General features: G+C 60.8%; 15 protein-coding genes. 5 read left to right on the top strand and 10 right to left on the bottom strand.

Annotated elements, in window-relative coordinates; translation table 11 throughout:
- Positions 1-15 precede the first annotated feature (15 nt).
- A complete protein-coding gene (locus ACP15L_RS15685) occupies positions 16-825 on the top strand; it encodes an SDR family oxidoreductase (RefSeq protein WP_425084897.1) in 810 nt (269 codons plus the stop codon).
- A 52-nt stretch (positions 826-877) separates the two neighbouring features.
- On the opposite strand, the gene ACP15L_RS15680 is transcribed toward ACP15L_RS15685, so the two are convergent.
- The 8 genes from ACP15L_RS15680 to ACP15L_RS15645 form a co-directional block, all read right to left on the bottom strand.
- Positions 878-1,042 carry a hypothetical protein gene (locus ACP15L_RS15680; protein WP_170379318.1) on the bottom strand — a complete coding sequence of 55 codons (165 nt, stop codon included), beginning with the start codon at positions 1,040-1,042 and terminating at the stop codon, positions 878-880.
- A gap of 209 nt (positions 1,043-1,251) precedes the next feature.
- Complete coding sequence (locus ACP15L_RS15675) at positions 1,252-2,556, bottom strand: M16 family metallopeptidase (protein WP_425084896.1); 1,305 nt, start codon at positions 2,554-2,556, stop codon at positions 1,252-1,254.
- On the bottom strand, positions 2,553-3,893 hold the full coding sequence (locus ACP15L_RS15670; protein WP_425084895.1) for a M16 family metallopeptidase: 1,341 nt from the start codon (positions 3,891-3,893) through the stop codon (positions 2,553-2,555). Before ACP15L_RS15670 ends, ACP15L_RS15675 begins: the two co-directional genes overlap by 4 nt.
- A gap of 82 nt (positions 3,894-3,975) precedes the next feature.
- Positions 3,976-4,491 (bottom strand): DUF3035 domain-containing protein, encoded by a 516-nt coding sequence (locus ACP15L_RS15665; RefSeq protein WP_425084894.1) that lies wholly within the window; start codon positions 4,489-4,491, stop codon positions 3,976-3,978.
- A 50-nt stretch (positions 4,492-4,541) separates the two neighbouring features.
- The gene (gene lspA, locus ACP15L_RS15660; protein ID WP_170701020.1) at positions 4,542-5,012 is read right to left on the bottom strand and encodes a signal peptidase II; all 471 of its coding nucleotides are present in this window, start codon (positions 5,010-5,012) and stop codon (positions 4,542-4,544) included.
- Positions 5,012-6,601 carry a bifunctional phosphoribosylaminoimidazolecarboxamide formyltransferase/IMP cyclohydrolase gene (gene purH / locus ACP15L_RS15655; protein ID WP_425084893.1) on the bottom strand — a complete coding sequence of 530 codons (1,590 nt, stop codon included), beginning with the start codon at positions 6,599-6,601 and terminating at the stop codon, positions 5,012-5,014. Before purH ends, lspA begins: the two co-directional genes overlap by 1 nt.
- Before the next feature lie 22 nt (positions 6,602-6,623).
- The gene (locus tag ACP15L_RS15650) at positions 6,624-8,363 is read right to left on the bottom strand and encodes a heparinase II/III family protein (RefSeq protein ID WP_425084892.1); all 1,740 of its coding nucleotides are present in this window, start codon (positions 8,361-8,363) and stop codon (positions 6,624-6,626) included.
- A gap of 90 nt (positions 8,364-8,453) precedes the next feature.
- Positions 8,454-9,710 (bottom strand): RsmB/NOP family class I SAM-dependent RNA methyltransferase, encoded by a 1,257-nt coding sequence (locus tag ACP15L_RS15645; protein WP_425084891.1) that lies wholly within the window; start codon positions 9,708-9,710, stop codon positions 8,454-8,456.
- Between the two features lie 90 nt (positions 9,711-9,800).
- On the opposite strand from ACP15L_RS15645, the gene ACP15L_RS15640 reads away from it, so the two are divergent.
- Entirely contained in the window at positions 9,801-9,983 is a 183-nt protein-coding gene (locus tag ACP15L_RS15640; protein ID WP_170661960.1) for a DUF1674 domain-containing protein, read from the top strand.
- Positions 9,984-9,987: 4 nt separating this feature from the next.
- Here ACP15L_RS15640 and ACP15L_RS15635 read toward each other — a convergent pair whose 3' ends face one another.
- On the bottom strand, positions 9,988-10,842 hold the full coding sequence (locus ACP15L_RS15635) for a LysR family transcriptional regulator (RefSeq protein WP_425084890.1): 855 nt from the start codon (positions 10,840-10,842) through the stop codon (positions 9,988-9,990).
- Between the two features lie 100 nt (positions 10,843-10,942).
- Here ACP15L_RS15635 and tmpA point away from each other — a divergent pair, with 100 nt between their 5' ends.
- The 3 genes from tmpA to ACP15L_RS15620 are packed head-to-tail and all read left to right on the top strand — an operon-like array spanning position 10,943 to position 13,331.
- On the top strand, positions 10,943-12,079 hold the full coding sequence (gene tmpA, locus ACP15L_RS15630; protein ID WP_425084889.1) for a 2-trimethylaminoethylphosphonate dioxygenase: 1,137 nt from the start codon (positions 10,943-10,945) through the stop codon (positions 12,077-12,079).
- Positions 12,076-12,666, top strand: a complete 591-nt coding sequence (gene tmpB, locus ACP15L_RS15625; RefSeq protein WP_425084888.1) for a (R)-1-hydroxy-2-trimethylaminoethylphosphonate oxygenase — start codon at positions 12,076-12,078, stop codon at positions 12,664-12,666. The genes tmpA and tmpB overlap by 4 nt, the downstream gene beginning before the upstream one ends.
- Positions 12,663-13,331, top strand: coding sequence for an ureidoglycolate lyase (locus ACP15L_RS15620; protein WP_425084887.1), 669 nt, complete (start codon positions 12,663-12,665; stop codon positions 13,329-13,331). Before tmpB ends, ACP15L_RS15620 begins: the two co-directional genes overlap by 4 nt.
- A gap of 3 nt (positions 13,332-13,334) precedes the next feature.
- On the opposite strand, the gene ACP15L_RS15615 is transcribed toward ACP15L_RS15620, so the two are convergent.
- Positions 13,335-14,444, bottom strand: a complete 1,110-nt coding sequence (locus ACP15L_RS15615) for an NADase-type glycan-binding domain-containing protein (RefSeq protein ID WP_425084886.1) — start codon at positions 14,442-14,444, stop codon at positions 13,335-13,337.
- Positions 14,445-14,515: the final 71 nt, after the last annotated feature.

Raw genomic sequence — 14,515 nt, 5'->3', positions numbered from 1 at the left:
TCACGGGAGGCCCACATGGACTTTGAAAACAAAACCGTCATCGTCATTGGCGGCACCAGCGGTATTAACCGGGGCATTGCCGAGGCCTTTGCGGCCTCGGGCGCGAGGTTGGCGGTTGCCAGCCGTTCACAAGAGAAAGTGGATGACACGGTCGCTGCGCTGAAAGCGGCAGGCGCGGCAGAGGCCATCGGTGCGGCGTTTGACGTGCGCGATCCGGACGCCGTGGCGGCGGGGTTGAAACAGTTCCATGATGCGTTTGGCGATTTCGACGTGCTGGTGTCAGGTGCGGCGGGGAATTTCCCGGCGCTGATGTCCGAGATGTCGGTCAATGCGTTCAAGACCGTAGTCGACATCGATCTGATGGGTACCGTTCATGTTCTGAAAGGGGCTTATCCCTACCTCAAACGTCCCGGTGGCAGCATCATCAACATCTCGGCCCCGCAATCCTATCTGCCGTACGAAGGGCAGGCTCATGTCTGCGCGGCAAAGGCGGGCGTTGATCAGATCACCCGAACCCTGTCCATGGAATGGGGCGTCGAAGGCATCCGTGTGAACTCGGTCGTGCCTGGTTTCATCGAGGGCACCGAAGGGGCCAAACGCCTTGCGCCAACACCCGATGCGGGCGAAGCGCTGCGTAAGGACGTTCCATTGGGCCGTTGGGGCCAACCGCAGGACGTGGCCAACGCTTGCCTCTTCCTCAGCTCAGATACGGCCAGCTATATCAGCGGCACAATCATGGCGGTTGATGGAGCCTTGTATCAGCGCGGCTCGGGTAAGTTTGGCCAGATGATGGGTCAGATGCTGCGGGCGGCGAAAGAGGGCTAACGCTTGAAGGCTGAATGTTTAGCCGTAGGGCTTTGTTTCGACTACAGCTAGCTCAAGAGCTTCTGAAATAGATCCCTGCGGCGACCAGCAGCGAGGTCAGGACGCCAGCCACCACGTAAAGTGCAAATGCGCTGAGCAGGGACTGGCCAAGAATCAAAGCTGCCGCAAAGGTCAGCAACCCTGCAACTGTGCCCAATCCCATAATCGCAACTACCATAGCGTCACTATCCATCCCAAGCTGTGACAAGAGATGAGGACCAAGGGAATCCCATCTCATATTCCGATTATCACAGAATTCTCGACATTTCTGGCTAAAGTATGGCCAAGACGCGTTAACGGTTAGTTAAGGCGGAGAGTTGCCGATCCGGTAAGCGGCGCATCGCTCGTTATCAATAGGTACCCTGCCCTCAGCGTGGAGGGACGGCGTCAGCCGTCCACACCTTCGGGTTTTCCGACGATGGTGAAGTGCAGGCCCTCCGGGTCCAGCAGTTCGGACGCCACGCGGTTGATCTCATCCAGCGTCACCGCATTCACCTTGTCGTTGCGGGTCGCGATATAGTCGATTGGCAGACCCTGCATTTGCATCCCGACCATGATCCCGGCAATACGGCCGTTGCCATCAAACCGAAGCGGATAGGCGCCGGTCAGATAGGTCTTGGCGTCGTCCAACTCCTTCTGGGTCACACCCTCGGACGCCGCTCGGGCCCATTCGTCGCGGATCACCTCGACGGCTTCGGCGATGCGATCGTTGGAGGACGACACCGAACCCAGATAGACCGAGGCAAGATCCTTGGGCGCAAGATAGGAATAGACGCCGTAGGTCAGGCCGCGCTTTTCGCGCACCTCTTGCATCAGGCGACTTTCGAATCCGCCGCCGCCAAGGATGTGATTCAGCACAAAGGCCGCGAAGAAATCAGGATCGTCACGGTCGATCCCTTTCTGCGAGAACAGCGCCACGGATTGTGGCGTGTCGAATTCGACCACGCTTACGCCGCCCTCAATCTGAACCTCGGCCCTTTCCGGGATCGGTTTGCCAGTCTCGGGCAGGTCCAGCAGCAAGGTATCCAGAAGTACGCCCAGCTCTTCGGCGGTAATGTCGCCGACAGCGCCCACATAGAGGCGATCCTTAGCAAATACGCTCTCATAAGCGGTGACTACATCGTCGCGCGTCAAGGCTGCCACGGTTTCAAGTGTGCCTTTGCCCTCGGACCCGTAGGGATGATCGCCATAGGCCATAGCGGCAAAGCTGCGACCGGCTATATCGTTCGGATCGGTCTGGTCCGAGCGCAGGCCGGACAGGATCTGCGCCTTCACACGTTCCACCGCGTCTTCATCAAAGCGCGGCTCAAGCAAGGTTGTGCGCAGCAGATCAATCACCTCGCCCCGGTTTTCGGTCAGGAAACGGGCCGAGATCGAAACCGAGTCGTCCCCGGCATTATAGTTGAATGAGGCGGCCAGCGACTCCAGCTCGCGCGCATAGGTGCGGGCATCCATATCACCCGCACCCTCTTCAATCAGGCCGCTCATCAGGTAGACCGCACCGCGCTTGTCCGGGTCATCCAGCGAGGTGCCGCCGCGAAAGCGTAGCTCTAGCGCTGCAAACGGGATCGAATGATCCTCAACCAGCCACGCTGTGATGCCACCGGGCGAGGTGACCTCCTCAATCTCGATCTCGGCCCATGCGGGCAGCGCGATGACAAAGGCGATCAAGGTTGCGAAGATGCGTTTCATTGGGTCACCTCATCATCCTTCATCAGCCAGCCGGTGACCGAGCTTTCCAGTTGCAGAACCTCGCGGGCGGCGGCGATGATTTCATCCCCGGTCACGGCCTGCAGGACGTCGGGCCAGGCCTGTACATCCTCAACCGTCAAGCCGCTGGTCAGAGCACGGCCATAGCGGTTGCCGATGCCGTCCACATTGTCTCGGGCGTAGGTCTGCGAGGCGCGCAGCTGCATCTTGATCCGGTCAAGATCTTCTTCGTTCACGCCCTCGGCGATGAACTCTGCCACGACCCGATCCATGGCATCCTCGGCCTCTTGCAGCGAGACACCTTCGGCCGGAACAACCAAAAGGTCAAAGGTGGTGTCATCCAGTGAGACCCCCCGGTAGAACGCGCCTGCATAGGTAACGACCTGATCTTCGAATTGCAGTTTCTCGTTCAGATATGAGGTCGTTCCGCCCCCGAGCAGTTCAGCCAATAGAAACAGGGCGGCCGCTTTCTCCTGCGCACCCGGATCGCGTTCCGGGGCGAGGTAGCTGCGCTGCACATAGGGCTGCGACACACGTGGGTCTTTGTAGGTCAGGCGACGTTCCGCCGTTTGCGGAGGCTCCTGCGAGCGGATGCGTTCCGGCAGGTCCGGGTTAGCCGGGATCACGCCGTAATACTGATCCGCAAGGCTGCGCACGTCGTCCGGGTCGACATCTCCGGTCACGACAAGGATGGCGTTATTGGGGGCGTAGTGCGTCTGGTAGAAGGAGAGCGCGTCCTCCATGTCCAGCGTCTCCATCTCATGCCGCCAGCCGATGATCGGGACGCCGTAGCGGTGGTTGAGGTACTGCGCTGCGTTCATCTGCTCGCCAAACAGCGCGCGCGGGTTGTTGTCAGTGCGCTGGTTCCGCTCTTCCAGAATCACGTCGCGTTCGGTGGCAATATCGTCTTCAGACAGGCGAATATTGCGCATCCGATCCGATTCCATCTGCATCATCAGCTCCAGCCGGTCGGCCGCGACGCGCTGGAAATAGGCTGTGTAGTCATAGGAGGTAAAGGCGTTGTCATTACCCCCATTGGCCGCAACCGTGGCCGAGAATTCGCCCGGTGCCAGAGTATCGGTGCCCTTGAACAGCAAGTGTTCGAGGAAATGCGCCACGCCGGACGACCCGATCGGCTCATCTGCCGATCCGGCGCGATACCAGACCATGTGCTGCACAACTGGCGCGCGGTGATCCTCGACCACGACGACATCCATGCCGTTGTCCAAAGTGAAGGTTGTGACCGCCTCTTTCCCGTCCTCGGCCAGGACCGGGGTGGCTGCCATCAGGGCGGCAGATAGTGCCAAAGCCCGAACCATGGGGCATCCTCCGTTTCGTTTCTAGACTTCAAACTACGGTGGAGCCCGTCGGGATCAAGGGAGATGACAGAAAGTTAAAGAATTATTCATTCGGAGGTGAAGACGGTGTCTCTACCCCAATGCGACGGGCTGCATCGGTTTCGACAAAGGGATCGATCGACTGACGTTCGTAAACCTGCTGGTAGCGGTCGACCGGGAACAGGCGCAGACCGGTCCAACGGCCACGGCGCTTGCGGAAGGCTTCATCATCAGCCTCGACCACGGCGCGCGCGTTCGCCGGAACGCCATAACGGCTTGAGGCTGTTACAAGCGCGGCATCCGAGGATGGGATCGCCGCATTCGGGTTCAGCGCCGATGCGTTGCCCCCAAGGGCCACCACGGCGTCTGCGTTCGGATTCGGATCCGTCAGGTTGCCACCGCCCGGTGTAGGGGCCGGCAGAAACGCATAGTCCTTCGGCTGGGTCAGGGGTTTGACCGGCAGCACGGAGAACTCATCCGGCCCTTCCCCCGGAGGGTCAAGATCGCGCAGGCCGGGGTTGTTGCAGCCCGCAACGGCTGCACCAAGGATCATGGCAATTAGGGCGCGCGACAACCGCATCAGAGTCTCCAACCTGTTTCAGGTGCTTTTAACGCATCTCTTCGGGCGCGTCACGAGGCCTTTTTACTGTCGAACAACACCAGCCCGATGGCACCGGCAAAGATGAACACATCCGCCAGATTGAACACGAAGGGATTGTTGATGCCGCAACAGGACATGTTCAAGAAATCCAGAACATAGCCATACAGCACCCGATCAACCACATTGCCCAGCGCGCCACCGATCAGCAGTCCGCCACTCAGCAGCATCACCTTGGTCGGGGCCGACCGCCACAGCCAGATCGCAACCGCGATACAGACGGCCACGGAAATGCCAATCAGAACCCACCGCGCAGCGTCTGAGTTGCCTTGGAAAAGGCCAAAGTTGATCCCGCGATTCTCGCCGTATTTGAAAACAAGCAGCGGCGGCAGCACCTCGATATTGCCCTCAGCCACGCGCATCACGTGAACGACCAGATATTTGCTGATCTGGTCGATCAGAAATGCCGTGAGTGCGGCCCAGAGCAAAAGACGGCTGCGCATCAGTGGCGGAAGTGGCGCATGCCGGTGAAGACCATGGCCAGACCAGCCTCGTCTGCCGCAGCGATCACTTCGTCGTCGCGCATTGAACCGCCGGGCTGAATCACGCAGGTCGCACCTGCCTCAGCCGCTTCCATCAGACCGTCTGGGAAGGGGAAGAACGCATCCGAGGCCACGGCTGAGCCGATGGTCAGCGGCTGCGGCAATCCCAGCACATCAGCCATACGCTCGGCTTTCTTTGCCGCAATCAGCGCCGAGTCGACGCGGCTCATCTGGCCTGCGCCAACCCCGACGGTCGCCCCGTCCTTGACGTAGACGATAGCGTTGGATTTGACGTGTTTGGCGACTTTCCACGCAAACAGAAGGTCTCGCATCTGTTCGTCGGTCGGCGCCTTCTTGGTGACCACTCTCAGGTCATCCATGCCGACAAAGCCGTTATCCTTGTCTTGGACCAGAAGACCACCGGCCACCTGACGCACGGTTTTCCCACCGGCGGTCACGTCCGGCAGACTCTCGGTCGTCAACAGGCGCAGGTTCTTCTTGGCGGCAAAGATCTCCTTCGCCTCATCCGAGGCACCGGGGGCAATGACGACCTCGGTGAAGATGCCGGTGATTTCCTGCGCTGTCTCCGCGTCCAGAGGCTGGTTGAGCGCAACAATCCCGCCAAAGGCCGAGGTCCGGTCGCAATCGAAAGCCGATTTATACGCGTCCAGCAAACTCGCTCCGGTCGCGACACCGCAGGGGTTGGCGTGTTTGATAATCGCGCAGGCGGCAGTGTCGGCAGGGTTGAACTCGGCAACCAGCTCAAAGGCTGCGTCGGTGTCGTTGATGTTGTTGTAGCTCAGTTCCTTGCCCTGATGCTGAAAGGCGGTCGCCACGCCGGGGCGGTTGGTGCCATCGGTATAAAACGCCGCCTGCTGGTGGCTGTTCTCGCCATAGCGCAGGGTCTGTTTCAGCTCACCGGCAAAGGCACGGCGCTTGGGGGCCTCCAGCTGTAGGGCATCAGCCATCCAGTTCGAAACAGCTGTGTCATAGGCCGCTGTGCGGGCATAGGCCTTTTGAGCCAACCATTGGCGGAAGCCATAGGACGTCTTGCCATAGTTCTCTTCCAACTGGTCCAGCAGCGATGAATAATCTTCGACATCCACAACCACGTTCACAAATGCATGGTTCTTGGACGCCGCGCGGATCATCGCCGGACCGCCGATATCAATATTCTCGATGCAGGTGTCATAGTCGGCCCCTTTGGCCACGGTCGCCTCGAACGGATAGAGGTTCACGATCAGCAGGTCGATCGCACCAATGCCATGTTTATCCATGGCCGCGACGTGACTGTCATTGTCGCGCAGCGCGAGAAGGCCGCCATGCACCATCGGGTGCAGCGTTTTCACACGGCCATTCATCATCTCGGGGAAGCCGGTGATCTCGCTGACGTCCCGAACCTCAAGCCCCGCATCACGCAGTGCCTTGGCGGTTCCACCAGTGGACAGCAACTCAATTCCACGCTCAGCCAGCGCCTTTCCCAGCTCGATCAGCCCGGTCTTGTCGGAAACGGAAAGCAACGCGCGGCGCACGGGGTGAAAGTCGGTCATGGGTCCAAAGGTCCTTTTGGCGTCAGTCGAATTCGGGTTCGTCCCGGTGCAAGTCGCGCACGGCATAGGCTGTATCCTGCGCCTTGCTCAACGTCCACTGGATGCGCGTCGCATACTCCATTGCGCGGCCAGATAGAACGATCTGTTTTGTCGCGCGCGGCTTTAAACGCCCTTTTTCAAGGTAAACGCTTGGCTCGACGGACAATTTTCCCACGCCATCATGGCGGAAAACCCAGATCTCACCACTTTTGAGGGCCATCGACACTGCGGAGCCGCCCAAATCCACGGCCGCATCCACATCCGGGTGCAGATGAAACCGGATATCAAACCCGACACCTGAAAGACCCGAGGCATCCATCGCCTTGTCAAACTGCCGCTTGGATTTGTCGCTTGTTGTCAGCAGGATATCCTCGCCCGTCAGCTCACGCCCGTCAAAGCGCAGCTCGAACGTGCGCGCGTGGGTCAGGCCGAAAACCTTGGTATAGCCATCGTTGCCAACCATGAAGCGGATGCCCTCGAACGCGTCCTCGAAATCCACGGGAACGTCTCGCGGCGCATCCACCAGCGCCTGCCGCTCGCTACCCGTCACAGGTTTGGAGAGACGCGCGCTGGAATATCCATCCAGACAGAGCGTGGAATGAGACGGCGTGGCCCGTCCCGCCCGACGCCAATCCAGACCGAAACTGGCCCCAGAGCCACAATTGACGATCAGCGGACGACGGCCCGAGGTCAGCTCGAACGCCGTGGTCGAGGCATGCGCGTTCAACGAGGCCGCGCCAACAGGCGGAGGGCTGGCATCAACGATCACGGTCGTGCGGGCGGCAGACAGCCGGGCAAAACCCATGGGCAATTCCGTTGCCGCCTTGTGTTTGACCCCGCTTTGGGCCAACGCCTGTTCCAACCGGCCTTCAACCCCGCGCCCGCCACCATGGAACCGGGCCAGAGCGCCATCCGCATGGCGCAAACTGCGCAATGTAGGCGCGATCCGCTTGATCGCTGCGGCCTGCGCTACCGGCGTACCGCGCCCAAGATCACTGAGGGCGGCGGAGGTCCAGCCGAGCAGCGTAAACACTTCGAGCAGCTCTTCGGGGTTGCGCGTCGGGATGCCACCCTGTTTGTCGACTTGCCGTTCGCATTCGCGCGCCAGCGCACGCAGCGCAGGGTCGGCCATCCCCTCCAGCCCTTGCATAGCCAGTCCGGCCTGAACCAGACCGGCAAGTGCCTCGAACCTTGGCAAACCCGGCGTTGCGGCATGGGCCCGTTTCGACAGAAACCATGTTTGTTGCGCGAGAGACCGGAAAAACAGTTTGGTCTGCGCCTCATCTGCGCCGCGCAATAAGAAGGACGCATGGTTTATCCAGCGCATGACGCGCCGCCCGGTCAGATCGGGCACCCACCCGGGCCCCTGCCCTCGTCCATGCGCCTCGATCCAGCCCCAGACCCAGCGCTGCGCCTTGTCTCGCGCCCGCATATCACCGACAGCCGCCAGATCATCCAGCCAGGCAAAGCCGTGCCTCTCATCTTCAAAGCCCAGACTGGGGGCCGTGACCTCCCACAGGCCAGTATCCTGCGCCTCGACGAGATATCCGGAGAACAGCAGATTGCCCGCCACCAGCTGACGACCACGGGCAAAAGACCCGACGGTGCGCGGTTCAGGCTGCGTGACAAACCCCGTGACCGCCTTTTGCCGCTGGCTCAGGCGCGCATAGAGACGGTTCTGGAACCGCATCCACCGGCTGGTCATGGTGTCCGTATCTGACATGACGCTCGTTACTCTGCCTCTTGCGCTCTGCTGGCGCTTGAGACCCAACGATAGACCGCGCCGATCGTCAAGTCATCGAAAAGCATGCGCTCAGGCGGATTTGTTCAGACAGGCGATGTAGAATCCATCCATCCCGCCGCGGTCCGGCCAATAATCGGGGCGCAGACGCAGGCCGCCTTCCTTGGTGATCCAGTCCGGTTCAACCCCGTCGATGCTCAGCGCGTCGCGATCCACAGACATGTCCGGATACATGTCCAACGCCTCTTCGACCTGTACCTCGCCCTCGTCAGGCAGCAAAGAGCAGGTGCAATAGACCAACCGCCCGCCCGGCTTGAGCAGGCTCCAGGCATGGGCCAGCATCTGCGTCTGCAGCTCGATCAAACCGCCGAATTCCGAGCCATCTTTGGCAAAGGGCAGATCGGGGTGGCGGCGGATCGTACCGGTTGCCGAACAGGGCGCATCCAGCAGGATCGCATCATACTGACCCTGATGTTCCAGTGCGTCGCCCGCGATAACAGTTGCCTCCAAGCTGGTGCGCGTGAGGTTTTCGCGCACCCGCTCTAACCGCTGCTCCGATATATCCAGTGCCGTCACCTCGGCGCCAGCAGCGGCCAGTTGCAGCGTCTTGCCCCCCGGTGCGGCGCAAAGGTCGAGGATTCTCTCACCGGCCTGTGGGGCCAGCACACGCACCGGCATCGCCGCCGCCGCATCCTGCACCCACCAATCGCCCGAGTTGTAGCCCGACAAGGCCGAAACCTGCCCCGCATCCAGCACCCGCATTGACCCGGTCGGCAGGGCCTGACCCGGCGCATCCGCCCCCGGTTTGACCGTCAGATCCAGTGGGGCAGCCGCGAAATGCGCCTGCTCCATACCAGCAACGGCCTCTGCCCCCCAGGCCATGACCAGCGGATCACGCAGCCAGTCCGGCAGACGCGGCACGCGCATCTTGGGCCAAGCGCCTGGCCCTTCGGCGGCCACCTTGCGCAGCACCGCATTCACCAACCCCTTGAGACGCCCATGCTTACGTGAGCGGGCAACAATTTCGACCATGGAATTCACCACACCATGAGCGGCCTCGCCGTGGCACAGCTCAACCGCGCCCAGACGCAACGCGTTGTGGACGGTCAGCGAGGGGGTTCGATTGAGGTGATTGTCGAGCAGCCGATCAGCGCGCTCGAGACCGCGCAAGGTTTCCAGCGTCAGGCGTTGCGCCCGCGCCCGGTCTTCCGGGGCCAGACGGTCCAGCGCGCCTGCGGCCAGACATTCGGACAAAAGCCGCCCTTCGCCCAAAATCTGATCCAGCAGATAGATCGCGCTGCGTCGCGCCGCTGTTGCATTGTCGGACATGGAACCGCCTTTTGATGTGCTTGTGGTCCGCATTGCCTTTGGCGGACGGTGGCGTATATCAAGACCGTGACCGGAAAGGAACCCGATGTCATGAGTGACAACACCAAAGATCTACCACCCGCAGCCCAGCGCGCTCTGGCCGAGGCCGCCGAGCGTCGACGCAAGGCCGAAGCCGATGCAAAAGACATGCCGAAAGAGCTGGGCGGACGTGAAGGACCAGACCCGGCGCGTTATGGCGATTGGGAGAAGAAGGGCATCGCCATCGATTTTTGATGGCTCATCCCCGCAGCGCTTGCAGGAAATCATCCAACAACGCGCGCTGCTTTTTCGATTTGGCCCGCTCCTCAGGCCATGTCAGCCAATAGCCATCCTTGGTCTTCAGCTCTGGCAGGTCGAGCCTGCGCAAACGCCCCGACTGTAGGCTTTCTGCAGCGAGGGGCACTGATCCCAGAACAACCCCCAATCCCTGCCGCGCCGCCTTCATCGCATGCCCGACGGAATCAAAGCTGATCCGGCCCGGCGGCAGATCCTTGATCCCCGCGCCCTGCGCCCAGTCCTGCCAGCCGGGCCGCTCGCCTCGCAGATCAATCACCGGCGCGCCCCAGGACACATCGGTCGTAGCCATCGGGGCCAGCACCTCGGGCGCGATCAGCTTGGCCTTGCGCCCCGGCCAGACACCGCGACCGTAGCGGATTTGCAGCCATGTCCGCTCCTCCTCTAGCGACGTTCTGCGCGTCACCGAATCTGTCATCACCCGCACCTTGGGCCGCATGGTCAGAAAGGCTGGCAAGGCCGGCAGAACCAGCGCATGGATATGGGAAGAAAGCCCCGCGACCCGCAGCTCTCGTGGCGACTTGCCGAACAGGTCTTCTGTGTTACGTTCCAGCGCCTGTAGGCTGTCTTGCACCAGCGGCAGATAGCTTTCCCCTTCGATGGTCAGCGACACGCCCCGCGCCTCGCGCACAAAAAGCGTTCGCCCAAGCCAAGCCTCAAGGTTGCCAATCCGCTGGCTGACGGCGGCCTGCGTCAAACCGAACTCACGCGCAGCGGCCGAGAAACCGCCCAGTCGACCAGCCGCCTCGAACACTCGCAGCCAGTCCAATGGTGGCAAACCGATCTTTTCCTTAGCCATTAGAAAAACCAACTCTCAGACGAAATAAGCATTAATTGTGATAATGACACGAGGAGCGTATCCCCTTCAAGCAAAGCCCGCGCTGAACAGGAGAGACCCCATGCTGCGCACCGCCACCTTTGCCCCTTCGGTTGTGACTGTTGAATTCACCGACGGAACCTCGGCCCGATTTCATGCCATCTGGTTGCGCGACAACGCACTTGACCCGGACACCCGCGCGCCAGGCAACGGGCAGCGCCTGATCACCATTGGCGACATCCCCGAAAACACCTCAGTCAGCGCGGCCGAAGTGATCGACGGCGATCTGAGCGTCACCTTCCAGCCAGAGGGTAAAACCGTCACCTTCCCCGCCGAATGGCTGGCCGATCATGTTTACGATCGCGATCAAAGCGCCCCGTTCGGGCGCATCGCCCCCGGCATCACCACATGGGAAAGCGGCATCGCAACCCCCAGCGGCGACTGGAACGCGGTTCACGCCGACCCCAGCGCCAAACGCAATTGGCTGGCGGCTGTGGCCGAATACGGTTTTGCCAAACTGACCAGTGGCCCGACCGAGCCCGAATCGCTGCTGAAGGTGGCCGACCTGTTTGGCTATGTGCGTGAGACCAACTACGGCCCCTATTTTGAGGTTCGGACCGAAGTGAACCCGACCAACCTCGCCTATACCGGACTGGGGTTGCAGGCCCATACCGACAATCCCTATCGCGATCCGGTGCCGACGCTACAAATCCTCTACTGTCTTGAAAACAGCGCCGAGGGCGGCGACTCGATCGTGGTTGACGGGTTCCGCGCCGCCGAGAAGCTGCGCGACCAGAATCCCGAGGGCTTTGCCCTGCTGGCAGGTTATCCGGCGCGGTTCGAATACAGAGGCTCGGACGGGGTTTGCCTGCGCGCACGCCGTCCGATGATCGAGCTGTCTCCGGATGGCGAAATCATCGGCATCCGGTTCAACAACCGCTCCTCCGCGCCCTTTGTGGATGTGCCCTTCGACAAGATGGAGGCTTATTACGCCGCCTACCGCCAGCTGGGGAGCATCATCGACGACCCTGCGATGGGCGTGTCGTTCAAGCTTGAACCGGGCGAGAGCTTCATCGTCGACAACACCCGCGTGCTGCATGCGCGACTTGGCTACTCGGGCGCGGGGTCGCGGTGGTTGCAGGGCTGCTACGCAGACAAGGACGGGTTGCTGTCCACTCTGGCCGCTATGGACATGGCGCAGCCGGAGGCGGCGGAATGAAACCCGATTTCACGACCCTGAACCGCGACAACATCGTGGCCTTCATCGGCGATATCTTCGACCGCCGTGGTGGCGAGGAATATCTGGGCGAGCCCGTGACCATGGCCGAGCACATGCTGCAAGGGGCCACCATCGCCGAACAGAACGGTATGCCCGAAGAGATCATTGTGGGTGCCCTTTTGCATGACATCGGCCACTTCACTTCGGAATTCGGGACATATCACCCTGATGACACCGAGGACCGCCATCACGAAGACGCAGGTGCCGAAGTGCTGGAGCAGTTCTTCCCTTCCGTCATCACCGATTGCTGCCGCTACCATGTGGCGGCCAAGCGGTATCTCTGCGCCACAAAGCCAGAGTATTTCAACCGGCTGTCCACCGCCTCGGTCCACACGCTGGAGCTGCAAGGCGGCCCGATGAGCGCCGAGGAAGTGACCGCGTTCGAGGCCAACCCGAACCTTAAAGAGATCATTCAGGTGCGATATCTCGATGAGGCCGGAAAGCGCGCGGATATGGAAACCCCTGACTTTGCACATTTCGCCCCGATGGTGCAGCGTATGGTCGACAAGCATATGGGTACGCCATGAACGCCCCGGAGTATATCTTTGAAGCCAGCACCAAACCCTCGCTGCCGTGGCACGAGGTTCCTCTGATCCGCGCCACGGACGCTTCGGTCAAAGGCTATGGCTGTCTGGTCGATGACCCCGAAGGGTTCGAGATCGAGATCAACCGCTGGCCGCAGCAAGGCTGGCGGCCCATCGACGAAGGCACCGGAGATGAAGCCGGCTGGGTCGAAGGCACGTTCCATGGGCAGTGGAAAGGCGATGTCCTCTACGGCCGTAATGAGGCGGTGGGCGGCCACTATGTACTGGGTTGGTCAACTGATCCTCAGCAGGCACAGGTCGAGCGGCAGAGCGCACCGCGCGATCAAGTCCTTTTGTGGCACATGAACTATCACCCAGACGGTGGACAGATGTTCTGGCCGCTGGACAACAAGCCCTTCATCATCCCCGCCGCCTTGCCCGGCGATAATCTGACGCCAGACAAAGTGGTGGCGTTCTGGTGCGATGGGTCTCGCGGCCTCTATATCCATCCCGGCATTTGGCATGAGGGGATTTTCCCGGTCGAAGACAACCAGCGCTTTCTCGACCGGCAAGGCGCGGTTCACGCCCGCGTCAGCGCAGATATCGGCAAAGAATTCGGCGTCTATCTCGCCTGCCCGCTGCGCGCGGACAAGGTTAAGGATCTTTGACGATCACTCGAAGACAAGCTCGGTAATCGCCGTGTCCTGATAATGCGTGCCGGGGTAGACATCGGTGATCTCGAACGCGACCCAGGATATGGCACCATAGTTGGCCAAAGCACTGGTCTCTTGCCAGTCAGATGTGTCGTCAATGGTGAAAGATGTCGTGGAACCATTCGAAAAGCTCAACTTCAGCTCGCGCACACGACTGTTGCGGATGAAGGTCCGTTCCGATTTGGCATAGCCGTTCCGAATTGCCCAGCGCTTGATCCGCGTGGGTGAATCAAAAGCCAGAACGAATGCTTCACCGTATCCATGGCCAGACACACCTTCCACCCAAGCGGTGCGGTGGTCTTGGTCCGTCACATTTCGAGGGCCATAGTTGTTGCTGCCTTGCGCCTTCAAAACTGAACTGAAACACAAATCCGCCCACTGCCCGGCAACAGAAATACCGGTGCAGCTGTTCATAAGCCAACCCGGTGGCGGGGGCACTTCGGGTGCAGGAGGCTCAGCCGTTGGTGTCGCAGTGGATGGTGCCTGCCCATTGCGTCGCAGCCATCCGCGCTCAACCGCTGCAAGGCGCTGATGGCGGGGCGGATGGGTCGCTGAGCCTTGTGCGGGCAACGTCTCCCACAGGGACTGAGCCTGCGTCAGGTTGGCCCCAAGTGTGGCAAGAACGAATCCGGCGTATTCATCCGCCTCCAACTCGGTGGGCGGGCGCGACCCTCCTTCGACAATCGTATGTCCCTGAAGATGATGACCGACCTCATGAGCGATCACACCATAAAGCTGCCAATAGGCGTTCGGGTCCGACTCGTACTGCGACAGCCAGTCGGGGTTGAACGCGAGGTACCGCTGTTCTTCAAAGATTACAGCAGCTGCGTTGTCGACCTCAGTAGTTTCAAGCACCTCGAAATTCGGCAACAGGCCAGACACGGCCAGGATGCTGTCCACCACACCCCAAACCTGCTGCACCGAAAACGCACTGGACTCGCTGAAGCGGGGCTTTTGCAGCGTGACTTCCTTGCAGCCCTCGACCGTGCAAACCACCTGCTGGTCCTCGGCCAAAACGCTACCAGCAGCCAGCGCAAGCAGAAACGCCCCTGCAACAGACTTGACCAAAGCACTCTTCCCCTTTGCCTTACAAGGCAAGCATGGATCGAGTCCCAGCGTCAGGTAAAGCCCATGTTCAA

Origin of the sequence: Ruegeria profundi, assembly GCF_049800715.1 — a bacterium.
Classification (GTDB): Bacteria; Pseudomonadota; Alphaproteobacteria; order Rhodobacterales; family Rhodobacteraceae; genus Ruegeria; species Ruegeria profundi_A.
The sequence above is the reverse complement of the archived record's forward strand: the minus strand, read 5'-3'. Positions and strand labels throughout refer to the sequence as shown.

Coding starts and splice junctions, on each gene's coding strand:
- ACP15L_RS15685 (WP_425084897.1), top strand. CDS start 16: ATGGACTTTGAAAACAAAACCGTCATCGTCATTGGCGGCACCAGCGGT.
- ACP15L_RS15680 (WP_170379318.1), bottom strand. CDS start 1,042: ATGGTAGTTGCGATTATGGGATTGGGCACAGTTGCAGGGTTGCTGACC.
- ACP15L_RS15675 (WP_425084896.1), bottom strand. CDS start 2,556: ATGAAACGCATCTTCGCAACCTTGATCGCCTTTGTCATCGCGCTGCCC.
- ACP15L_RS15670 (WP_425084895.1), bottom strand. CDS start 3,893: ATGGTTCGGGCTTTGGCACTATCTGCCGCCCTGATGGCAGCCACCCCG.
- ACP15L_RS15665 (WP_425084894.1), bottom strand. CDS start 4,491: ATGCGGTTGTCGCGCGCCCTAATTGCCATGATCCTTGGTGCAGCCGTT.
- lspA (WP_170701020.1), bottom strand. CDS start 5,012: ATGCGCAGCCGTCTTTTGCTCTGGGCCGCACTCACGGCATTTCTGATC.
- purH (WP_425084893.1), bottom strand. CDS start 6,601: ATGACCGACTTTCACCCCGTGCGCCGCGCGTTGCTTTCCGTTTCCGAC.
- ACP15L_RS15650 (WP_425084892.1), bottom strand. CDS start 8,363: ATGTCAGATACGGACACCATGACCAGCCGGTGGATGCGGTTCCAGAAC.
- ACP15L_RS15645 (WP_425084891.1), bottom strand. CDS start 9,710: ATGTCCGACAATGCAACAGCGGCGCGACGCAGCGCGATCTATCTGCTG.
- ACP15L_RS15640 (WP_170661960.1), top strand. CDS start 9,801: ATGAGTGACAACACCAAAGATCTACCACCCGCAGCCCAGCGCGCTCTG.
- ACP15L_RS15635 (WP_425084890.1), bottom strand. CDS start 10,842: ATGGCTAAGGAAAAGATCGGTTTGCCACCATTGGACTGGCTGCGAGTG.
- tmpA (WP_425084889.1), top strand. CDS start 10,943: ATGCTGCGCACCGCCACCTTTGCCCCTTCGGTTGTGACTGTTGAATTC.
- tmpB (WP_425084888.1), top strand. CDS start 12,076: ATGAAACCCGATTTCACGACCCTGAACCGCGACAACATCGTGGCCTTC.
- ACP15L_RS15620 (WP_425084887.1), top strand. CDS start 12,663: ATGAACGCCCCGGAGTATATCTTTGAAGCCAGCACCAAACCCTCGCTG.